20 protein-coding genes and 3 tRNA genes are annotated in these 22,460 nt (G+C 51.0%); 20 read left to right on the top strand and 3 right to left on the bottom strand.

Features of this window, described 5'->3' with window-relative positions; genetic code table 11:
- Positions 1-205 precede the first annotated feature (205 nt).
- The 5 genes from nrdI to BAQU_RS03805 all read left to right on the top strand — a co-directional run bounded on the left by nrdI (position 206) and on the right by BAQU_RS03805 (position 6,287).
- The gene (gene nrdI, locus BAQU_RS03825; RefSeq protein ID WP_094692972.1) at positions 206-757 is read left to right on the top strand and encodes a class Ib ribonucleoside-diphosphate reductase assembly flavoprotein NrdI; all 552 of its coding nucleotides are present in this window, start codon (positions 206-208) and stop codon (positions 755-757) included.
- A 63-nt stretch (positions 758-820) separates the two neighbouring features.
- Complete coding sequence (gene nrdE, locus BAQU_RS03820; protein ID WP_094692913.1) at positions 821-3,007, top strand: class 1b ribonucleoside-diphosphate reductase subunit alpha; 2,187 nt, start codon at positions 821-823, stop codon at positions 3,005-3,007.
- Between the two features lie 295 nt (positions 3,008-3,302).
- Positions 3,303-4,541: an aspartate aminotransferase family protein gene (locus tag BAQU_RS03815; RefSeq protein ID WP_094692911.1), complete on the top strand. Its 1,239-nt coding sequence runs from the start codon at positions 3,303-3,305 to the stop codon at positions 4,539-4,541.
- A gap of 438 nt (positions 4,542-4,979) precedes the next feature.
- Positions 4,980-5,621: an amino acid ABC transporter permease gene (locus BAQU_RS03810; RefSeq protein ID WP_094692909.1), complete on the top strand. Its 642-nt coding sequence runs from the start codon at positions 4,980-4,982 to the stop codon at positions 5,619-5,621.
- Positions 5,622-6,287 (top strand): amino acid ABC transporter permease, encoded by a 666-nt coding sequence (locus BAQU_RS03805; RefSeq protein WP_211277108.1) that lies wholly within the window; start codon positions 5,622-5,624, stop codon positions 6,285-6,287.
- Here BAQU_RS03805 and BAQU_RS10525 read toward each other — a convergent pair.
- Positions 6,271-6,573: a hypothetical protein gene (locus BAQU_RS10525; protein ID WP_211277107.1), complete on the bottom strand. Its 303-nt coding sequence runs from the start codon at positions 6,571-6,573 to the stop codon at positions 6,271-6,273. The genes BAQU_RS03805 and BAQU_RS10525 overlap by 17 nt on opposite strands.
- Between BAQU_RS10525 and BAQU_RS03800 the strand changes: the two genes are divergently transcribed.
- The 8 genes from BAQU_RS03800 (at position 6,563) to BAQU_RS03765 (ending at position 14,434) form a co-directional block, all read left to right on the top strand.
- Positions 6,563-7,282 (top strand): substrate-binding periplasmic protein, encoded by a 720-nt coding sequence (locus BAQU_RS03800; protein WP_211277106.1) that lies wholly within the window; start codon positions 6,563-6,565, stop codon positions 7,280-7,282. The two genes, BAQU_RS10525 and BAQU_RS03800, sit on opposite strands and share 11 nt — an antisense overlap.
- A 154-nt stretch (positions 7,283-7,436) precedes the next feature.
- On the top strand, positions 7,437-8,207 hold the full coding sequence (locus tag BAQU_RS03795) for an amino acid ABC transporter ATP-binding protein (protein WP_094692903.1): 771 nt from the start codon (positions 7,437-7,439) through the stop codon (positions 8,205-8,207).
- Between the two features lie 283 nt (positions 8,208-8,490).
- Positions 8,491-9,696, top strand: a complete 1,206-nt coding sequence (locus tag BAQU_RS03790) for a proline reductase-associated electron transfer protein PrdC (RefSeq protein WP_094692901.1) — start codon at positions 8,491-8,493, stop codon at positions 9,694-9,696.
- Positions 9,697-9,720: 24 nt separating this feature from the next.
- On the top strand, positions 9,721-11,499 hold the full coding sequence (prdA, locus tag BAQU_RS03785) for a D-proline reductase (dithiol) proprotein PrdA (protein WP_094692899.1): 1,779 nt from the start codon (positions 9,721-9,723) through the stop codon (positions 11,497-11,499).
- A 92-nt stretch (positions 11,500-11,591) separates the two neighbouring features.
- Positions 11,592-11,780 carry a CBO2463/CBO2479 domain-containing protein gene (locus BAQU_RS03780; RefSeq protein WP_094692897.1) on the top strand — a complete coding sequence of 63 codons (189 nt, stop codon included), beginning with the start codon at positions 11,592-11,594 and terminating at the stop codon, positions 11,778-11,780.
- 12 nt (positions 11,781-11,792) lie between these two features.
- Positions 11,793-12,542: a D-proline reductase (dithiol) protein PrdB gene (gene prdB, locus BAQU_RS03775; protein ID WP_244568421.1), complete on the top strand. Its 750-nt coding sequence runs from the start codon at positions 11,793-11,795 to the stop codon at positions 12,540-12,542.
- Positions 12,543-12,662: 120 nt separating this feature from the next.
- Complete coding sequence (locus tag BAQU_RS03770; RefSeq protein ID WP_094692895.1) at positions 12,663-13,241, top strand: TetR/AcrR family transcriptional regulator; 579 nt, start codon at positions 12,663-12,665, stop codon at positions 13,239-13,241.
- A gap of 77 nt (positions 13,242-13,318) precedes the next feature.
- Positions 13,319-14,434, top strand: a complete 1,116-nt coding sequence (locus tag BAQU_RS03765) for a proline racemase family protein (protein WP_094692968.1) — start codon at positions 13,319-13,321, stop codon at positions 14,432-14,434.
- Positions 14,435-14,492: 58 nt separating this feature from the next.
- Here the strand turns inward: BAQU_RS03765 and hypD are convergent, their stop codons facing one another.
- Together hypD and BAQU_RS03755 are read right to left on the bottom strand one after the other, a co-directional pair.
- Positions 14,493-16,961 (bottom strand): trans-4-hydroxy-L-proline dehydratase, encoded by a 2,469-nt coding sequence (gene hypD, locus BAQU_RS03760; RefSeq protein ID WP_094692893.1) that lies wholly within the window; start codon positions 16,959-16,961, stop codon positions 14,493-14,495.
- Between the two features lie 291 nt (positions 16,962-17,252).
- Positions 17,253-18,026, bottom strand: coding sequence for a radical SAM protein (locus tag BAQU_RS03755; protein ID WP_094692891.1), 774 nt, complete (start codon positions 18,024-18,026; stop codon positions 17,253-17,255).
- A gap of 376 nt (positions 18,027-18,402) precedes the next feature.
- On the opposite strand from BAQU_RS03755, the gene nrdF reads away from it, so the two are divergent.
- The 7 genes from nrdF (at position 18,403) to BAQU_RS03720 (ending at position 22,439) form a co-directional block, all read left to right on the top strand.
- Positions 18,403-19,395, top strand: coding sequence for a class 1b ribonucleoside-diphosphate reductase subunit beta (gene nrdF / locus BAQU_RS03750; RefSeq protein ID WP_094692889.1), 993 nt, complete (start codon positions 18,403-18,405; stop codon positions 19,393-19,395).
- A gap of 375 nt (positions 19,396-19,770) precedes the next feature.
- Positions 19,771-19,852 (top strand) — tRNA-Tyr (locus BAQU_RS03745).
- Position 19,853: 1 nt separating this feature from the next.
- Positions 19,854-19,925 (top strand) — tRNA-Thr (locus BAQU_RS03740).
- Positions 19,926-19,929: 4 nt separating this feature from the next.
- Positions 19,930-20,003: transfer RNA gene (locus BAQU_RS03735), tRNA-Met, on the top strand.
- Between the two features lie 45 nt (positions 20,004-20,048).
- On the top strand, positions 20,049-20,216 hold the full coding sequence (gene rpmG / locus BAQU_RS03730) for a 50S ribosomal protein L33 (protein ID WP_094692887.1): 168 nt from the start codon (positions 20,049-20,051) through the stop codon (positions 20,214-20,216).
- 80 nt (positions 20,217-20,296) lie between these two features.
- Entirely contained in the window at positions 20,297-21,508 is a 1,212-nt protein-coding gene (locus BAQU_RS03725) for an FAD-binding protein (protein ID WP_094692885.1), read from the top strand.
- Between the two features lie 163 nt (positions 21,509-21,671).
- Positions 21,672-22,439 (top strand): hypothetical protein, encoded by a 768-nt coding sequence (locus BAQU_RS03720; RefSeq protein WP_094692883.1) that lies wholly within the window; start codon positions 21,672-21,674, stop codon positions 22,437-22,439.
- Positions 22,440-22,460 lie beyond the last annotated feature (21 nt).

The following is a 22,460-nucleotide window of genomic DNA, read 5'->3' as shown; positions in this document are numbered from 1 at the left end:
GTAGTGGACGAATCAAGTCAAATTACACCAATGTGATATTAACCACATGAAACACTATATATAGTGTTGCCATTTGGAGCGGTACCTAGATATAGTAGTTTTCGCAAAGGTTTGAGATAATAGAGTCTGCGGGTGCTGTTGTGGGAGTCGCACGCGTTGATGAGGGGGATTCATGAGTGAGACACTTGAGAAAACGGCCAATGCGATGAATGGCGTCGATCATGACGGTGAAGGTGTTGAGACCCATGGAAAACAACGCCATGGCGAAACAGTCGAAGGCGATCCGGTTGCAATCAGCACGCCGGATATTCCTGCAGAAGGCGAAGTCAGAGGAGCGGTGGTCTTCTTCTCATCGGCCTCGGAGAATACCGCACGATTCATCAGGAACTGCCATCTTGAGCATGAAGGAATCAACGTCTACAGGATTCCTCTGCACCGTCGAGGTGGCTCGCTGAATATTCGTGAGCCTTACATCCTCGTCGTGCCAACCTATGGTGGCGGCAGCGCGGACAAGGCAATCCCGACGCAGGTCAGACTCTTCCTGAATGATCGTGAAAACCGCGATGGAATTCGTGGAGTAATAGCGTCTGGCAACACCAACTTTGGCGAGGCGTTCTGCATGGCCGGTGACTTGGTGTCCAAGAAGTGCAAGGTACCATTTCTCTATTATTTCGAGCTCATGGGGACAAGAGAAGATGAGGAAAAGGTACGCAAGGGGGTTCCCGAATTCTTCGCGAATCTCAAAGAACGGCAATAACAAGCTTACGTTTGAAAACATACATATCAGGAACATACGAATACACTCTGTGAAGGGGAAGCAATGGCAGCTCAGGAAGACACCGCGCTCGAAATGGATCAGACGAGCGATGAGACCTATGATTCGGCGCATGACTATCACTCACTGAACGCGATGCTGAATCTCTATGACAGCAACGGCAAGATTCAGTTCGACAAAGACAAGCAGGCAGCACAGGAATTCGTCTCATCGCATGTTGCTGCCAATACAAGGCAGTTCGCCTCAACGCACGAGCGTCTGAGCTATCTGTTGAACAATCAATACTACGACAAGGGCGTATTCGCAGAATACACCCCGGAATTTCTTGACAAGATCTATGCCCACGCCGAGTCACTCGGATTTGAATTCGAGACTTTCCTTGGTGCTTTCAAGTTCTATTCCTCTTATGCATTGAAGTCTTTCGACGGGAAGCAATACCTTGAAGACTTCCCTGAGCGCTGCGTGGCCGTGGCTCTTGAATTGGCATCGGGCGACGAGGACCTGGCCATCAAATATGCGGAGGAAATCATTCGCGGTCGCTTCCAGCCCGCAACCCCAACCTTCCTGAATTTGGGCAAGGCTCAGCGAGGCGAGCCGGTAAGCTGCTTCCTGGTTCGCATCGAAGACAACATGGAATCCATTTCGCGTGGCATCAACGCGGCGCTCCAGCTATCGAAGCGTGGTGGCGGCGTGGCACTCCTGCTCAGTAACCTTCGTGAGCTCGGTGCACCAATCAAGCATATCGAAAATCAGTCCAGCGGCGTCATCCCAGTCATGAAGCTTCTGGAGGATTCATTCTCGTATGCGAACCAGCTTGGTGCTCGCCAAGGTGCCGGTGCTGTATATCTCTCGGCTCATCACCCTGATATCCTGCGTTTCCTCGACACCAAGCGTGAAAACGCCGATGAGAAGATTCGTATCAAGTCCCTCTCACTCGGTGTCGTGATTCCTGACATCACCTTCGAACTTGCCAAGCAGCGCAAGCCCATGGCACTGTTCAGCCCTTATGACGTGCAGCGCGTCTATGGCAAGCCCTTGTCAGATATTTCGATCACCGAAAACTACGACAGGATGGTTGCCGACGATCGCATCACCAAGAAATATATCGATGCCCGCGAATTCTTCATGACCATCGCCGAGATTCAGTTCGAGTCCGGCTACCCATACATAGTCTTCGAAGACACTGTGAACCGCGCCAACCCGATTGATGGCCGCATCACGATGAGCAACTTGTGCTCCGAGATTCTGCAGGTTCAGGAGCCCAACGAGTTCAACGAGGACCTGACCTTCAAGCATGTCGGCCGTGATATCTCGTGCAACTTGGGTTCTCTCAACATTGCGAAGGCCATTGACGGAGGTCTTGCCGATACTGTGGAGACTTCGATTCGCGCACTCACCTCTGTCGCGGAACATACTCACATCGATGCGGTGCCTTCGATTCGTCGCGCGAACGATGAAGGACATGCCATTGGTCTCGGCGAAATGAACCTTCACGGCTTCCTGGCGCGCGAGGGCATGCACTATGGCTCACCAGAGGCGCTTGACTTCACGGATATATATTTCATGACAGTCGCCTACCATGCCTATCGTGCGTCGCACCGCATCGCGGTCGAACGGGGCACGGCATTTGCTCGCTTTGAAAAGTCCGCATATGCTAAGCCAGCCGGCCAAGGCAACTACTTCGACAAATACACCGATGGTCGCCGTTCGCTTGAGCCGCAGACCCAGTTCGTGCGCGATCTCTTCGCCAAGTTCAAGATCGAGATTCCAACGGTCGATGACTGGAAGAAGCTTCAGGCGGCAATCCTCAAGGATGGTATCTATAACCAGAATCTTCAGGCCGTGCCACCGACGGGTTCAATCAGCTACATCAATCATTCCACAAGCTCGATTCATCCCATCGCATCGAAGATCGAGATTCGCAAGGAAGGCAAGATCGGCCGCGTCTACTATCCGGCACCATACATGACCAACGACAACCTGCAATACTATGACGATGCCTACGAAATCGGCTGGAAGGCCATCGTCGACACCTATGCCGTTGCCACGCAGCATGTGGACCAGGGTCTTTCGTTGACGCTGTTCTTCCCAGACACCGCAACCACGCGTGATCTCAACAAGGCGCAAATCTACGCATGGCGCAAGGGCATCAAGACCCTCTATTACATCCGTATTCGTCAGCAGGCGCTCGAAGGAACGGAAGTCGAGGGCTGCGTCAGCTGCCAGCTCTAATGTTTCGCTTTGGCGGAGTTCCAGTAGGCCTCCGCCAAAGAAGCGGTTATGCTGTTTTTCCTGCTTCTTCTGCCAATCATGTGTACTGAACAGTGCAAACCTTCTATCATAAAAAGAGATTTGCACTGGTATCTTTCGCACGATGTTTCTTGTGTAAATATTGAAATTTTCTTGATAAGTGTCGGTAACAATTTATTTCTAGACTCCGTTCTATATCGCGTATCACTTTGGTGCTCTGTACGCGATTACTACAAAATCAAGCGTCGGTGGTTCTTTCGACGAGGGGGTGTCTGGTATGAAATTGGCGGATACAGGATTGACTCAGCAAGATATTCGAGACCTTGTCAATACCTACATGATTGAGACATATGAGCGATATGACTTCGTTGCCGAACGCGCCGAAGGCATGTATCTCTATGATCCTGATGGCAATGCCTATTTGGACTTCTATGGTGGAATTGCAGTCAACAATGCAGGTAATGTAAACCCCAAAGTGGTCGCAGCCATACGGGATCAGGTCGGCGACATCATGCATACCTTCAACTATCCGTATACCATTCCGCAGGCACTGCTGGCAAAGAAGGTGTGCGATGCCATCGGTATGGAGAAGATTTTCTTTCAGAATTCGGGCACGGAGGCGAATGAGGCTGCAATCAAGCTGGCAAGAAAATATGGAACCGATCATTATAATTCCAAAAAATATACGATTATTTCCGCATCCAACTCCTTTCATGGGCGAACCTTTGGCTCCATGGCAGCGACAGGGCAGCCTGGAACGGCCAATCAAAACGGATATGGGGGCATGACCCCAGGCTTTGTCTATGCACAGTTCAATGATCTGGATGATTTCGCGTCAAAAGTAGACGACACGACCATTGCCATTATGCTTGAACCGGTGCAGGGTGAGGGCGGTGTGCATCCAGCAACGCAGGAATTTCTGCAAGGTATTCGTGCGTTATGCGATTCCAAGGGATTGCTGCTCATTCTTGACGAAGTTCAGACCGGTTGGGGACGAACCGGCTCGCTGATGGCATACCAGCAGTTTGCGATACGACCCGATATTGTGACGATGGCCAAGGGGCTGGGCGGGGGCGTACCCATCGGGGCAATGTGCACCACGAGGCGCATCGCCGCATCATTTACCCCCGGAACTCACGGCTCGACCTTTGGTGGAAGCCCTCTGTGCACTGCGGCGGCGCTAGCCGAGGTCGGCGAAATCATGGATCGTGACTTGCCCGGAAATGCGCGTCGCATGGGTGCATATCTGATGGAAGGGGCACGAACGTTGCCACACATTCGTGAGGTACGGGGCATGGGATTGTTGGTTGGCTTTGAATTCGACTCATCTGTCAACGCGCTGGACGTCAAGCATGAAGCATTGCGTCGGGGCCTGTTGACCACGGCTATCGGCACCTCGATCATCAGGGTCATTCCTCCACTGATTGTCACCAGCTTCCATATAGACGAGGCGCTCTCCATTCTGCGCGATGCCATCCTGGTGACCTGTGGCGAGCTTGCCAGCGCGCATGCGTAGCACAAGTCGATGCGTGCAATAGGTTTTGCCGAGGCGCGTATGCTCTTTCTGATGTGTGTTCACCACCGGTGCACCTGATGCATGTTGTGAGATGCAGGGTGATATGTACTTGGCATCGGCATTGTTCATTGCAAGTGTTGACACTATGTACACTTTCATACATGTAAAACCTGCCGTCTCAGCAGAGCAGACAGGCGGGAGAATGTGCAAGGTGGCAGTAGGAATCTGGTGAACTCCTCTGAAATCTACCATTGTTACGTGCCGATCAATACTTCATACTAGAACGTAGTTCACTTACAGTTTACCTTACCGAAAAACAATCGATAACAGGAAGTCTTTTACTTGGCAGCAAGAGGTTAGGTGCTACCAGCTGACTAGCACATGATTACTTCACCACTTTGGATTTTTTCGGGATGTGTCCTAAGAAGGGGGTTGCGCATGGAACCGCTTCTGGTTGTTCTGCAAGGACTTCCGTTGACTTTGATAGTTTCCATTGGATCTTTTATTGTGGGTGCGATACTCGCGGTTCCATTGTCTCTCGGTCTGAGAACATCGATTCTGCCATTGCGCCTGATATGCCGTCTGGTCGTTGACCTGCTTCGGGGCGTTCCGATGATTGTCTGGCTGTTCGTTCTCAAGTTCGGCATTTCCTCGCCGGAGTTTCGCCTCACATCGCTGGAGGCGGCGCTGCTGGGCTTGGGCACGATCTCCGCCGGCTACCTCGCAGAAATCTATCGTGCAGGCTTGCAAACTGTGCCTCGCGGACAGTACGAGGCATCGCAAGCCCTTGGAATCTCGCGTCCGATTGCATTTTTCAGGATTATCGCCCCACAGGCGGTGCGCATCGTAAGCCCGACAATAGCAACATATTTCATTGGTCTGTTGAAGAATTCCTCAATTGCATCCACCATCATTGTCGCAGAGATGGTATTTCAGGCTCAGGCATACGCGCGTCAGAATCTAAGCATTTCGGGGGTCCTGCCATATGTGTTTGCAGGGTTGCTCTACATCGCCTTAAGCGTCCCCATTGCGATGGCTTCGCGTTCCTTGGACGAGCGTCTACGAAAGTCGGTGATTTGATTGTCGGATAATGCTTCACTGCTTACCAGCTGGATGCAGTTTCTTCCCACCTTGCTTGTTGGACTACGTCAAAGTCTGTGGATTATCGCCGCCGTGATTGCAATTGGACTGCCTCTCGCATTCTGCCTTGCGTTGATGGTGATGTCAAAGCATCGGCTGATCAGCGCCGTGGGACTCGTAATCGTCGAGGTGGGCCGAGGAATGCCGGCTCTGGTCATCCTCTATCTTGTCTATTACGGTCTGCCACGATTTGGTTTGAATCTGACCAACATAGCCTCTGTGATTGGTGCTCTGGCGTGGAACTATTCGTGCTACTGCTCGGAGATCATTCGAGCAGGCATTCTCTCGGTTCCCAAGGGGCAGTTGGAAGCAGGTCAGGCGCTGGGATTGAAACCGAGAATCACTTTTCTGCGTGTGGTCGCACCTCAAGGTCTGCTGTCAACGATTCCCGGTCTGATGGGGCAGACCATCCTGGCATTCCAAGACACATCCTTGGCATATACCATAGCCGTTCCCGAGCTCATGAAGCAGGCGTATTCGTTGGGAGGAGAGAGCTTCCAGTATCTCAGAGTATTCGTTCTTGCCGGGTTGGTCTACGCCGCGGTGACACTTCCATCCACATGGATCACCACATGGGTGGAGCGGCGCATCAACACGGCATATTAGCCAAACCGTCAGCACTGTCGGTCGTCGTTCTCATTGCACGGCGGTTTCCAGCGGTGTCCGTTTCCCATCCGGGGCGGGCGCGCAAGAACCATGAAGTTGGGTTACCCAACCCAGAAACAGAAAGAGATAGGATTATGACACGATTCTCGTTACGGAAAGTTGTGGCAGCGGTGTCCTTGGCAGCGCTGTCAGTCGCAACGTTTGCAGCATGCGGGTCAAGCAGCTCAAGCGAATCATCCTCGTCGATCACGACGGTAACTTCCGGAAAACTTACGGTGGGGGTCATCGATATTCCACCATTCTCAAGCTATAACAATGGCGATCCTAAAGGCATTGACGTGACCTTGGTCAAGGAGATAGCCAAGAAAAACAATCTCCAGCCCGTGTGGCAGCAGGCCACATATGCCGATGCCGTTCAATCCATCACGGGTGGAAGCATTGACATGGCCATAGGTTGCATCGATGCCACGGCGAAGCGTATGCAGGCGGTTGACTTCTCATCATCGACCTATCTTGACGGGTTGGGCATGGCTGCAAAGAAGAGTCTGCATGTCGAAACCATAGCCGACCTTGAAAAGGTCAATTCGGTCGGTACCGTTGACGGTTACCTGTGGGTCAACGACTTGAAGAACATTCTCGGCGATAAGCTGAAGACCTATCCAAGCAGTGTCGAGCTGAAAGCCGATTTCGACGCTGGCCGTATCGACGTGGCAATAGACGCATACGGCGTGCAGGTTCCTCAATTCGCCAAGGACGATTCCATCTCAGTCGCCCTCGCCAACGATCACCCAGACAAGAGGGTGCAGGCGACGGTTCAGGCACCGGAAGCCGCCTTCCCATATACCAAGGGCAACACTTCGCTTGGCAAGGCATTGGACGCTGGAATAAAGAAGGCGCATAGCGATGGCACGATTGTAAAGCTATTGGAGGCACAGAAACTGAGTTCAGGCTTGGCAAAGGTGGGAACAAAGCAGTACGTGGTCCCTCTGAGCTGACGTGTCCTACAGATAGATCACCATCTGCATTCTCTGCTCAATGGCATGCTGTTTCGCTGAATAACGACAACTTAGGCATGCCATTGTGCATGAACGACATGAATGGAAACACCATTATGTGCCACTGTGATGACAACCCGCACAAGGAGTGAGTATGGATACTCAAAGGAATGAATCAGAAGATTTCATGTTGGAACTGGGTGCAATTACGAAATCATTTGGTAAAAATACGATTCTGCATCAAGTTTCCCTGCGTGTGCGCAAGGGAGAGGTCTGTTCCATAATCGGTCCTTCCGGTGCTGGAAAATCTACACTGCTGCGTTGCATCAATCTATTGGAGCAACCTGATTCTGGCAATATGAGCTTGAACGGGAACTTTTATGATGTATCTTTCCCCTTGAGACAGGATGAACTGCTGTCATTGAGGCGCACATGTGGCATGGTCTTTCAGTCGTTCAACCTGTTTCCACACATGACGGTGCTGCAGAATGTGGTATTTCCACAGCGTCACGTGTTGCGAAGGAATGAAAGTGAGGCACGCGAGGTTGCCCTCAAACTGCTGGATCGGGTGGGACTGAAAAATAAGGCATCATCTCATCCAACCCAACTTTCCGGTGGACAGCAGCAGAGGGTCGCGATTGCGAGAGCCCTTGCCCTTGAGCCAAAACTGATGTTATTCGACGAACCTACATCGGCACTAGATCCCGAACTGGCGCATGAGGTGCTGGATGTTATGCGTGAGCTTGCGGATAGTGGAATGACGATGGTAGTCGTAACGCACGAGATGAACTTTGCGCGAACGGTGGGGGATCACTTGGTGGTGATGGCAGACGGTCATAAGATCGAAGAGGGGATTCCCGAGGCAATCATGGATCACCCACAGCAATCGCGGACTCGGCAGTTCCTGAGCGCAGTGAATCATTGACTTGCAACGAGTGATGTCGTCTGATGGCGGTTGCTTGGATTTGGCGGCGAGTTGTTCCAGACCGTGCATTACTTGCAATACATCTATTCGTAACATATATGTTCAATTACTCTGACTAGAATGTGTTCTAGAACAAAGAACAAAAACGTTGTTGGCTCGCCGTGGATCAACAGGGGTTCTGGGCGGCTCATAATCGCAGTCTGGCGTTTGTCGGTGGATATCGCCACAGAGTGGACTTGTTCCTGACAACACTCATTTCGCATATTTCTGTTAGAAGGGAAGCATGATGGATCGCCAATACCGAGTGATTCCTGCATCGTTACTATTTGGGGAGCATGCGGTCAAAACGTTGCCTGCGAAACTCACACAGACCGAACGGATTTGTCAGTCTGGATTGGTCGGCATGGGTGGAGCTGGTTTTCCGATGTGGAAGAAACTCTCCTTTGGAAAAGGGTGCCACGTCGTGATTGCCAATGCTGCAGAATGCGAACCGCTTTTGGAACACAACGTTGCAAGAATCGAATCGAATCCCCAAGAGATTCTCAGCGGATTGACGATTGCGATGCACGAAATAGGTGCTGAGCGGGGCATCATCGCAATCAAGGCAAAGCATGAGCGTGAAATTGCAACCCTACGGTCTGCATTGTCTGATGCACATATCGGCAATTCGCATTTCGACATTAGTCCGGGAATCGAAATCAAGATGCTCGAGGATCGATATCCTGCCGGCGATGAACGTGCAATCGTGAGGGATGTGCTCGGAGTGCTTCTCGACCCGAATGAGTTGCCAAGCAAGGCTGGCGCGGTGGTGAGCAATGTGGAAACCTTGATGCGTCTGCATCGCGCGGTGGTGAATCGAGAAGTGGTCGAAACAAAGGACCTCACCGTTGCTGGAAATATTGAAGGCAGCGGGTACGACGATAATGTGAGTCTGGTTCTCTATGATGTCCCCATCGAAATCAGCGTCGGTGAAGTGCTCGATGCTCTGCATATACAGGTTGCCAGCGATGCTCAGCTGCTAATGGGCGGGCCATACATGGGCGGCGCGATATCTGCCAAAAGCAGTATTGAAGCGACTTCGGGTGGAATCATTATCGCGGGTCCGGAGATACGGGACCGTGGTCCGATGGGAATCATAGTGTGTGCCTGCGGAGCAAGCGAAGACAGGCTCAAGGCGATTGTTGCAAGCAAGGGTGCCTCATTATGTGGCATCGAGATGTGCAAGAATGTCTGTCGCCTGCCGAATGACCGTCTCAAATGTCGCAATCCGGGCGTGTGCCCAGGACAGGCCCAAGCTGTTCTTGCATTGAAGAAGAAGGGTGCACAAAGCATTCTCATCAGTCATTGCACCGACTGCACGAATACTGTCATGCAAATTGCTCCGAAGATTGGTATGCGGGTGCATCATGTGACAGACGCATACATGATTGCAGGCCGAGAACATCTCATCAGATCTTTCAGAAAAACAACAAGAATTTCACAGGCTTGATGCCACATTTAGAAAGGAATCGATATGTCATTGTCTCAAGAGGTCTTGCAGGAGCACCTTGACGATCCTGCAGTGTTGTGCTGCAGACGGCCTGCCGGAACACTATTGAGCGGTCAGGATTTTGAAGATCCGACGATCTTCGACGATATGGTCGAATCGAATCTGATGACGCTCAGCGATGATGGCCTCAGCATCAGACAGGCTTTGGGTGCAACACTTGCATCCGATGCCGAGGCACTTACTCAACTAACGCCAGACATGCTGACTGATTCGGTGCAGAAGGATGAGTCTGCGCTCGAAGCGGTGAGTCAGATTCAGGATAAAGAAGCGACTCCGGCATCTTCCAAACAGTCTGTCGAGTCTGTTCCAACAATAAATTCTGACGGTACCTTGCATTTGCATATCGACAAGAGCGAAGGGATTGATTTGGATATCCCCCTCGGTGTCTTACCTTCGATCGCACCGGCAGAGGGGATGAAGGAGTCTGTTAGCTTCAAGGCACCTGCTGTTGAGGAATCAATTCCCGACAAGGTGCTTCGCACTCTGGTGAAAAGAGATTATCCGGTTCACCAGGTTGTTCTTGGCAGCCAGACATCATATGCAGACGGAGTTCTCTCGATTGACCGTTCGCTTGTCGATCAAGCAAAGGAATCCGATTCCTTGGTCAAGGACATCACAATGGATGTGATTGCTCCGAATGCTCGACATGTGTATTCGAACACGATCATGGATGTCATTCCCATCGCAGCCAAGGCAGAGGGAAAGCTTGGCGAAGGTATCACGAATGTGCTCTCCGGAGCGGTTTTCGTGCTCACTGGCATGGATGAGGCTGGTGTTCAGATTCACGAATTCGGTTCCTGTGAGGGATATATGGATGAAAAGATTCGCTTTGGACGGCCAGGCTGTCCTGATGACAGCGACATTATGATCCGTGTCGATGTTCGGATTGAAGAAGGCACAGGCATGGAGCGTCGTGGACCTTTTGCCGCGCATAGTGCCTGTGACGTAATCATTCGAGCCATACGAGAGAAGATCGGCGCTCTATCGACTGAAGATGCAGTCAATAAGGAAGTATTCAAGGACGTTCGACGCAAAGGACGTCCGCGCGTCGTTCTTGTCAAAGAGATCATGGGTCAGGGGGCGATGCACGATAATCTTCTTGTACCTTCCGAACCTTGCGGTGTCCAAGGCGGCGAGAAAAACGTCGACATGGGTAATGTGCCTGTTGTCTTGAGTCCTAACGAGGTGCTTGATGGAGGCATTCACGCTTTGGCATGCATCGGGCCGGCCACCAAGGAGATCACCAGGCATTTCTTCCGCGAACCTCTTGTCGAGGCTTTGCAAAATGATGAGGAACTCGATCTGACCGGCGTGGTGTTCATCGGGTCTCCACAGGTCAATGACGAGAAAAGTTTCGTATCGAGTCGTCTTGGGTCCCAGATCGAGGCAATGGAAGTCGATGGTGCAATTATCACGACCGAAGGCTTTGGAAACAACCATATTGATTTTTCCGAAAACATCGAGCAGATCGGATCTCGCGGAGTTCCAGTGGTGGGTGTGACTTTCGCGGCGTATCAGGGACAGCTGGTTGTCGGCAATCCATACATGGATGCGATGATCGAGCTCAACAAGGACGAGAAGGGTTTTGAGAATGAGATTCTCGCGGACAACACGCTCACCGCAGATGATGCCCGTCGTGCAATCCTCATGTTGAAGAACAAGATGTCGGGAATACCTATAGAGCCGCCTGAACGCCGTTGGGACGAGGCAATCATCAAGGACAATCAGAAGCTTGCTCGATGACCGTGTGTGATGGGATACATTGTCCGCGTCCCAAAGATCGTCGCTCGGCGACCAGATGAATCGACAAAACTGCGAAAGACGAAGGAAAACCAATGCAGGTCGAATTGCAGCCACTGCTATTGCACGGAACCATCAAGGAAATAACCGAGGTTGGCGTGCGCGTCGGCATCGACGGTCGAATGGGTGTCCTCTCACTGCCTTTGCGCTGCATTCTTACCGATAAGAATCTTGAGCTGGGGCAGAAGTGTGAATTCTATCTCAGCTATGTCAATGTACTCTAAACCATTTCAATCATGGAAAGTCAGGATCACATAATGATGCAACTCACTACAGCGCCAGGATTGCGTTCTGAAATTTATGTTCCCATCACTCCCAAACCCGTGTGGACCCCATTGAAGAAACCATTGTCACAGTGCAAGGTCGCCTTCATTACCTCAGGAGGAATTCACAATAAGAAACAGGTTCCTTTCAATACCGCTGGTGACTCTACATACCGCGAGATACCGAGTGACACTCCTTCGAGCGAACTCATGGTGACTCATGGCGGTTTCGATAATTCAGATATCAACAAGGATGTGAATGCGATGCTGCCCATCGACCGGTTGCGTGAACTGCGTGATGAAGGTTTCATCGGTTCTCTGGTCGATACCTTCTATGGATTTATGGGAGGTGGTGGCAATGTTGATAAGTTCACGAAAGCCACTGGTCCGGAAATAGCACACAAGCTCAAGGAAGAAGGGGCCGACATCGTCTTGGCTACCGGCGGATGCGGAACATGCCATCGTTCGGCGACCATCGTGTTGAGAGCTTGCGAGGCTGCAGGCATGAGCACATGCCTGATTGCAGCATTGCCTCCAATCGCTCGGCAACAGGGAGCTCCAAGAATCACGGCACCCCATGTTCCCATTGGTTCCAATGCCGGCGAACCGAACAACAAGGAGATGCAAGCCGGAATTCTCAAGGACACGCTCGATGCTGTTGAGGAATTCGATCATTTTGGACAGTTGAAAATGCTTCCCTATGAATATAGACATAATGTATGAAAATTAGGTGCTTACGGCCGGGAGCATTGTTTGTGTACGCAAGCAGATGAACTGATTTCCAGACTGCAGTCTGATGTAGAGTGCTAAAAGCACTATCGCAGATGTATAAGGGAGTTGTTCATGGTGAGGGATGCAAGGGCAAGTATCATCCATGCGGCATGGAGTTTATTCAGAGACAAAGGCTTTGACAAGACAACCGTCGATGAAATCATCGAAAAGGCTGGTACTGCGAAAGGGACTTTCTATCATCACTTTCAAGGAAAATCAGCCTTGCTGGGCACGTTGAGCGATTTGTTTGACGACAAATATCATGAGCTCGAGCAACGACTCGATCCTCAGACATCCGTCGTTGAACAAATCGGATGGTTGAATGTTCAGTTTTTCGACTATATCGAGCGTGACGTTCCGGTTGAAATGCTCAGTGCCTTGCTCGCTTCGCAGCTGAATCCCCGTGGTGACCGTTCACTGGTAAATCAGAAACGATATTACTTTGCCATTCATCGCAAACTCGTTGCAAAAGGACAGGAAAACGGTGAAATAACAAAAGAAACGTCGGCACACGACATCGTAAGACTGTATGCAATTACAGAACGATCAATGCTCTATGACTGGTGTCTATACCAAGGTTCTCAGCCTTTGATCGGTGAGCCGACACGAATAGTAGCTGAAACTTTGAAACGGTTCGTCATCAGGCAATGACCCTGCAATCTCTTGCAGGGCATCGTGGGACCGCGACAACAGTCTGCAGGTTCGCACAATATTTCTTCAAGGGATTAATGATGGTCAATACCGCTCAAATAGATGAAAATTCGTTTCAGCAGCGTACCGAAAATGCGGTGCGGCGACTGAAAGCTGCTGATGTCTATCGGACCCGTCCGATAGTCCAAACCGTCGAATCGCATACGCAGGGTGAGCCCACGCGAATTGTCGTATCCGGTTTGGAAATGTTGCACGGTCACAGTGCCATTGCGGTGATGCGGCAAATGGAACGTCATTATGACGGAATTCGTCAGTTGCTCATGCTTGAGCCACGAGGACATCGGAACATGTTTGGTGCCTTTCTGTTCCCTCCAACTCGACCGGATGCAGATATTGGTGTTGTATTCTCCCATAGCCGAGGATTCGCAACCATGTGCGGACATGGTTCGATTGGTGTTGCCACATTCGCTGTGGAATCAGGGCTGGTTACAGGACGATATGAATCTTTCGAGCAGATTTATGACGACGATATCGATGTCAGGCTCGATACACCTGCTGGCCTGGTTACAGCGCAGGTTCATGTCAGAGACGGACAGGTTGCGAATGTTACCTTGACGAATGTTCCGGCATTTGTGGCCGAGCAACATGTTGTTCTCAGGTTGCCTGATGCCCAGTTGCCTGAGGTCGATGTCACAATCGCATTTGGTGGAAACTTTTTTGCGCTCGTTGATGCCGATAAGATTGGACTTGAACTCGAACCTGTGAATTCACCGAAGGTCATGGACCTTGGAATGGAAATTCTTCAGGCCGCACGTGAACAATGCAATGTCAGGCATCCTCTGGCTGACATTTCAGGAGTCAATTTTGTCGAATTTGGCAGCTCTTTGCAGGGCAACCGGCATTACCAGAATGGTGTCGTATTCGGTGATCGACAGATTGATCGCTCCCCGTGCGGCACGGGAACCAGTGCAAAGCTTGCAACATTGCTGAATGCAGGAAAGATTGGGGTGGGGGAGCGTGCTGCGTTCTCGTCGATAACCGGCTCTCAATTTATCGGCGAGGTGGAACGGACAACGACCGTCGGTCCCTATGAAGCTGTGATTCCTCGCATAACTGGGAAAGCCTTTACCACTGGTTTTTCAACTTTTGTTCTCGACCCAGACGACATATACCCTCAGGGCTTTCTTGTCTGATCGTGAAAGCGACGATGATGCCCATACCATGGTTGCATGGTATGGGCACCGTGCTATGTCAGAGTGCCTGTTCCGTCCTTGCAATTATTTCGTCCTGCAATGCCTTGTCAAGATTATTGAAATAATCGCTGTATCCGGCGACTCGAACGATGAGATCAGTGTAATCCAGCGGATGTTTCTGGGCATCTATCAAGGTTGCTCGGTCAACGACATTGAATTGAATGTGATGGCCATCCAAAGTGAAATAGGCGCGTATCAACGCCGACATTGCTAGGATGCCCTTCTTGCCGGCAACGACGGAAGGGGTGAATTTTTGATTGAGCAATGCCCCACCTGTGCGTAGCTGATTGATTTTGGCAGCGGATCGAATCACAGCCGTTGGACCATGGAGATCAGCTCCCTTTTCTGGTGATATGCCATCGGGAAGTGGAATATGGGCACGTCGGCCATTCGGTGATGCTGTCATTGTCTGACCAAAATACACATGGCATGTAGTTGGCAGGAATTCAACTATGGTTCGAGCGCCTTTCGGAGTCGGTCTGCCTGCAATGATGGCTTGCAACGAATCGTCCACATTGTGAAGGATGGAGTCGGCGAATTCATCATCATTGCCATACTTCGGCGTGTGATTTTTTACAAGGTCGAGTATTTTCTCGCTGCCGCAAAAATCATCGTTGCAGGCATCTATCAACTCGTTCATGCTGAAGCTGTGGTCAACGAAAACGTGTTTGCGCAACACCGCCAAAGAATCGGTAATCGTGGCAATGCCAACGCACTGAATGTAGCTCGTGTTGTATCGAGCACCGCCGCAGTTATAATCCTTTGCAGAGGCTATGCAGTCATCGGTGATGACCGACAGTAATGGAACGGGCAGGGTATCCATGAATAGCTGTTCAATGAGGTTGTTGCCAGCAACCTTGATGTCCGTGACATATCGCAATTCACGTTCGAAGGCCTCATAGAGCTCATCAAAACTTGAGAACTCTCTCGGATTACCGACATCCAGGCCAATCTGCTCATTGCTGTAATGGTCGAAGCCTCTGTTCAAAACCAGCTCCAGCACCTTGGGAATGTTGAGATATCCGGTGAGCACGTACGCCTCCTTGCCGGCGGTGCCAACTTCAACGCAACCTGAGGCGATTCCGGATTCGCGTGCATCTTCCAATGTTTTGCCCATGCCCAGAAGTTCCTGAATCAGTGCGTCGGAGTTATAGAAGGCCGGTTGCCCCCAGCCCTTTCTTGAAATCTCGCAAGCCCTATGCAAAAAGTGTTCAGGAGTCTTGCGAGATATCTGCACGTTGGAACTCGGTTGCAAAAGCTTCATTTCGTCCATAACATCGAGAATCAGATAGCTTACGTCACTGACACCGCAACTACCGTCTGCTTTGAGCGCACCGGTATTGATATTGCAAAAATCGGTATATGTCGCTGATTCCTTGAGGGTGATGCCAACTTTTGGCGGGGCGGGTTGACTGTTGAATTTGATCCACAGACATTCCAAGAGTTCACGAGCCTGCTCTCGGGTCAGCTTCGTCTCACGGAGGCCACGCTCATAGAAGGGCTGAAGATGCTGATCAAGTTTTCCAGGGGAATACGAATCCCAATTGTTCATTTCATTCGTCACGCCGATATGCGTGAACCAATACATCTGTATGGCTTCACGGAAGGTTGTTGGCGCATGGGCAGGAACGCGTTCGCAGATACGTGCAATGTCAAGCAACTCCTGCTGACGTTGCGCATCTTCAGTGCATGAAGCCATGTCTCGAGCCTTCTGCGCATATCTTTTTCCGAGGATAATCATGCCTTCGCATGTCAGTTTCATCCCCTGCAGCTCAGCCTTCTTCGCAGCCGAATTCATGTCATGGTTGTAGTCAATCCTGGCAATCTGCGCATCAATGTCGGTAATGCAGTCCACATAGCCCTTACCATAGATTTTTCCGTCGGCGACAGTGTGCCCGGGTCCCCGCTGCGTCATGAATTCCGTGAACATGCCACCTTCGAATAGGAGATGCCAGCTCTGTGGAAGCGCGGAATACATTTTTGTCATGGTCGCCCGTTGTTTCCAAAAAGGAATGATGGTGTCTTGCTGAATGCGCTTATCCTCTTGTGTTACCTTGAACGAAACATGTTCGCGGTCGTTCATGTTGTTGAAATCCTGGATTGTGTGGCAGCACAGTTCAGGGAATGTCGGTGCACTCTGCGGTGACGTTCCCTTCTCTCCAACGATGAGTTCGTCGTCACCGAGATAGAGTGTCCGGCGTTCCATCAATGTTTTGAAGAAAAGACCGCGCAACACTGGTGTGGGAAGTTTTCCTTCATATTTGCGATATACATCGGTTTCGATGAGCGCCCTTTCAAGGGAAATCGAAGGATGTGTCGATTCGCTTATGTTGCGAAGTCGCTGGGTTCGCGGCGTTGAGCCGCGCTTTTTCAGCGTTTGTCGCCGTTCCTGCGTTTCTTCGTGAAGCTGTTCCGGGCGTTGACTTGTGGAACTTGGTATGGTCGAGATAAATTGCAGATCACTCATTGTTACTCTCCAGATTGTGATAAGGATGCTCAAGGTTGGCATGCAAGATGTGTCACCTAAGATTTGTCAGTGCTGTTCGTGGTATTGCCGATATTGTCGCCATGCGGTGATGGTTTGCGATAAAGGCAATTGCACAGCCCCATTGATTGCAATGGTGCCAGCGGAATGTGTGTACCCCAATATGTTGCGGCGTACTTGGCAGTTGCTACCGTCCTATCGTTTCAGCGCCAGATCTGGATCCTGGATGGCTATGGCTGCGTTTGCGCAGTACCGGAAACACACGCGTCATAGTTAGCCTCCTATTGTCACATTCTGGTAGAAGTCTTCTATCTGTCGCTTGATTCTTTCAATAAGCTCATCGGATGGAACAGGGAATGGCACGGCCTTTCGTCCAAGCTTTGCATATTTATTCATGCCATAGGTGTGGTATGGCAGTATGTCGACCTGTTCAATTGCAATGTGATGAGTCTTCAGCCATAACATGGTGCTTTCAATAACCGATTCATCCGAGTTTAAACCGGGGAGAATGATGAGTCTGAGCATGATCCGTGCGTTAAGACGGGCAAGTGTTTCCAGGTTTCTTAGCACCAAACGGTTTGATCCTCTGGTGTATTTTCTGTGCAGCGAGTCATCGATGAACTTCAAATCATATAGATAGAAATCTGCATATGCTGCGCTTTCTTCGACGATTCGTTGCGGTGCAACCCCGCATGTGTCAATGCCTATGCTGATTTCGCGCTCATGGAGTCCTTCGAGCAACTCGAATACATATTTCCTGTCCTGCGCCAGCACCTCACCGCCGGAAAGCGTTACCCCACCGCCTGACTGATCATATATGATCTCATCCTTGGCCAGGTCGTGAATGAGTTCATCAACACGATATTGGGCACCGATATGTTCGGTGGAACCGTCTTCATTGGTCAGGGTTTCTGGTCTGAACGATTGGCTTTCAGGATTATGACACCATGCGCATCGTATCGGGCAGCCCTTGAAAAAGACGGTTGTACGCACGCCTGGCCCGTCATGCGTCGAAAAATGTTGGACGTTGAATATATACGGCGTCATGAATCACCCCCGAATCAAGAAGTGCATTCTGCGCGGTCGAGCCTATGCAAGTAGCTCGGCTGTCTTGTGTATTCGCGTGATGAGGAATTCGATTTTCACATCTTGAAATCCATACTAGAACGTCTTCTGTTTTCGTCATGTTACAAGGTGGGAACTCCATAAAGTGTGATTTTTCACACGTGCAGAAAATTTCTTGTTGAGCGATGATGCGCGTGTATTTGAGTACAATGAGTGTGCATTAACGGTTGGTGTTCCTGGAGAAAATCCTTCAGTACTGATGGAAGGATGCCGGAGCTCGCAATTCGCCGCGATACATTGCTGATACATTGCGGTGATGGGGACCACACGCAGCAGGAAGTTATGTGAAAGGAAGATTATGGTACCTATTTCCATACCGAGACAGCCACTGAAACTGATTGATCGCGTGTCTGCAATCAATTGGAATCGTCTTGAGGATGACAAGGATTTGGAGGTGTGGGATCGTCTGACCGGTAATTTCTGGCTTCCGGAAAAGGTGCCGATCAGCAACGACATTCCCAGCTGGCAGAAGCTGACCGACGAAGAGCGCACGCTCACGATGCATGTGTTTACCGGTCTGACTTTGCTTGATACGATTCAGGGCACCGTTGGCGCGGTCTCGCTGATTCCTGATGCGCTCACACCCCATGAAGAGGCGGTCTACACCAATATTTCGTTCATGGAATCGGTGCACGCGAAGTCGTATTCCTCGATCTTCTCGACGCTTGCCTCGACTCCAGAGATTGACGATGCATTCAGCTGGAGCGAAGAGAACGAATACCTGCAGAAGAAGGCGCAGATCGTCCTCGACTATTATGAGGGCGACAGTCCATTGAAGCGCAAGGTTGCCTCTACTCTGCTCGAATCGTTCCTCTTCTATTCTGGTTTCTATCTGCCCATGTATTTCTCAAGCCATGCGAAGCTCACCAACACCGCAGATGTGATTCGATTGATCATCCGCGACGAGGCGGTTCACGGATACTACATCGGATACAAGTATCAGAAGGGTCTCGAAAAGGTTTCAGACTCTGAACGCCAGGATTTGAGCGACTACACCTACGAGCTGCTCAATGACCTCTATGACAACGAGGTCGACTATACGCGCAGCCTCTACGAAAGTGTCGGGCTGGTCGAGGACGTCGAGAAGTTCCTGCGCTACAACGGCAACAAGGCCTTGATGAACCTTGGGTATCCAGCGCTGTTCTCCTCGGACTCGACTGATGTCAACCCTGCGATCATTGCATCGTTGAGCCCCAACGCAGACGAAAACCACGACTTCTTCTCCGGTTCGGGATCCAGCTATGTGATGGGCAAGGCTGTCGAAACCGATGACGACGACTGGGACTTCTGAGCAGGTAGTGGAGTTCTGACTGTCTGAGGTGGTTACCGTCACGCTTCCTTCACTCAAGCTATATGAAAAGCTCTGAATCATATTTTTCTTCGGCTCAGAGCCTTTTTCATGCCTTTGCCGACTATCGGAAAGGATTTAATGGAAAAGTACGGAATTTTCAAAACCGGTAGGTGGGGTGCACAGCTTGAATCTGCCCTCCTCCTGGTTGTTTGTACGCGTTGGAGGGTCTGCATACTGATATGGAGCGGTGTGACGGCTGAGTGAGGGTGACGGTGTTGTATCAGGTTGCTCATACTGATGCGACACGGCGAGTCCACAACTTGCGGAATATGCGAAAGCGTGGCAAGATGGCAAAGTTGCCGTTTTCGGTGACATGGCGGATTTCCCAAGCGGTCAAAGGGAGCTGACTGTAAATCAGCCGCGTAATGCTTCAGTGGTTCGAATCCACTATCCGCCACGCCTCGATAGCTCAGTGGTAGAGCACTTCCTTGGTAAGGAAGAGGTCGTGAGTCCGATTCTCACTCGAGGCTCTATGGCGGGGTAGCTCAGCTGGCTAGAGCGTACGACTCATAATCGTAAGGTCGAGAGTTCGAGTCTCTCCCTCGCTACAATCACTGGTAACATCCGGTGGGAAAGACTAATAGAGGTGAACTATGGCAAAGGCCGCAGATATTCGTCCAGGCATAACGCTGGCGTGCACCGAGTGCAAAGAGCGTAATTACATCACGACGAAGAATCGCCGTAACACTCCGGATCGTCTCGAGCTGAAAAAATACTGCCCACGTTGTGGCAAGCAGACAATTCACCGGGAGACTCGCTGAATTTTCAGATTCTTACCTCAGGACCCGACCCTTTTAGGTCGGGTCTTCTGTTTTTTCTGGAGTGGGATAGGCTGGTAACCATGACTTCATCACCATCATTTGCAGACCTAACCACCATTGGAGTGGGCGGCGAGATTGCAAGATTTTCAGAGCCTACAACGCGTGTGGGCCTTATCGAGGCAATTGAAGACGCCGACCACGCTGGAATTCCCCTGTGTATGCTTGGCGGCGGTTCGAACATGTTGGTTGGTGACGCTCCTTTCCATGGCGTAGTCATCCGAGATGGACGCAGAGACATTGTCGTTCCCGATGAAGCCGATCCGGTAGAAGGCACTGACACGACCGTCCACCTCACTGCAAGCGCTGGTGCCAACTGGGATGATTTCGTTGAATTTGCTGTATCACTTGGCTTGGAGGGTGTAGAAGGGCTGTCTGGAATTCCAGGAACTGTCGGTGCTTCTGTGGTGCAAAACATAGGTGCGTATGGTCAGGAAGTCGCAACGAGCGTCGAAAGTGTCGAGGTGTGGGATCGCAAAGCCAAGGTTGTCCTGACATTCGATGGCGATAGTATGCAGTTCGGTTATCGCACATCTGCGCTGAAACAGTCGATGTTTGGGGAAGAGGGAGCGAAGTTCTTCCCAAGCCCTCGGTATGTGGTGCTCTCAGTGACCTTCGTACTCAGACACAGTCCGACTGGCACACTGGCCTATCCGCAACTTGCCAGAGCCCTGAATGCAAGCCTTGGAGATCGTATGAATACCGAGGTCATTCGAGGCGCGGTACTGAGGGTAAGAGCTGCCAAGGGAATGCTTGAAGATCCCGCGCGATACAATAATCACTGGATGTCGGGGATGAAACGAGAAGAAAACATTGCCAAAGACAACCAGGTTGTCGACGCACTGCGTCTGGACGATACAGAACCGTCGCATGTGTTTAGGATCACGGATCGCCATAGTTGCGGAAGCTTCTTCATCAACCCTCAGATCAGTGCTCACCGCGCAGAACAACTTCCAGATAACGCACCGAAGTTCGGCGTTACGCTTGCTGATGGTCAACCGGGGGTGAAGACCTCTGCCGCATGGCTGATCGATCATGCAGGATTCCACAGAGGATTCAGAGTCAGCAAGCAGAGCAGCGCAGCACTTTCATCGGTTCACACACTTGCGCTGACTAACATTGGAGGAGCGAAAGCGAGCGAGGTTTGGGCGTTGGCACATGCCATCCAAGATGGAGTTCAATATGCTTTCGGCATCGATCTCATTCCTGAGCCAGTTGTTGTCGGGCTTGAATAGGGGCAATTACGAGCGATTCGCCGAGCCATTGTTGATCTCAGCATTCGTTCAGCCTTTTTCATGAAGACATTGCGCAAGACGTATGTTCATACGCAGTAACGCTTCAGCCTTTCATACGATTTGAGCCGTTGAATGGTATCAGTCGCACAGAAAGGCCACCATCATGAGTGACGTGAATAATACCAACCCAGAAGAGAACGTTTCGAGTCAACAACCACATGACTCGGCTCCCAAGTCGCAGCCACGCTTGGCTCATCCGATCGGCAAGTATCCGGTCAATGCAGAGCAGATGTACAACAACGGCTACCGTCCGAATGACTCTCAGAATTTTGAGCCTGCATCCAATGCTGGTACCCCCTCCCGTCCATACCCGAGCAATCCAAATACCACCAACAACCCCAACAGTCCCAATGTTGCCCGACCGGCAACGCCTCGTCAGCCAAGAACGCCACAAACGCCGTATTCGAACCGTGTGCCGCAGGGAAGCAATGCTTATTATCAACCGCATGCAAATCCAGGTGACTGGGCCCAAAACCATGCAGATGGTCGCAGTCAGGTTCCGATACCAGCGCGAAAGAAGTCTTTTGCACAGCGTTTCGGCATCAAGGGCAGCGTAGTCGGGCTTGTAGCTGGAATGTCGCTGCTCTGCGGTCTTCTTGGCGGACTTGGCGGCGGTCTGATTGTCTATGCTTCAACCTCTGGTTCAACCGGTTCGACCACTCAGGGATATTCCAGTACAGGCAATGGATATGGCCAGATGGGAGGCAGCATGAATGGCATGTCGGGATCTGGTACAGGATCAGGAACCGATTCAGGTTCCAGCTCAGGTTCTGACTCGTCAGGCTCGGGTAGTGGTTCCGATTCCAGCCAGAGCGGCTCAGGTACGTCATCGTCATCGTCATCGTCAGACAGCGCAAACATCACTTCCTGACTGCTCAGTAATCTAGCCGAC

The organism is Bifidobacterium aquikefiri (assembly GCF_002259795.1).
In the GTDB taxonomy this organism is placed as follows: Bacteria; Actinomycetota; Actinomycetes; order Actinomycetales; family Bifidobacteriaceae; genus Bombiscardovia; species Bombiscardovia aquikefiri.
The sequence above is the reverse complement of the archived record's forward strand: the minus strand, read 5'-3'. Positions and strand labels throughout refer to the sequence as shown.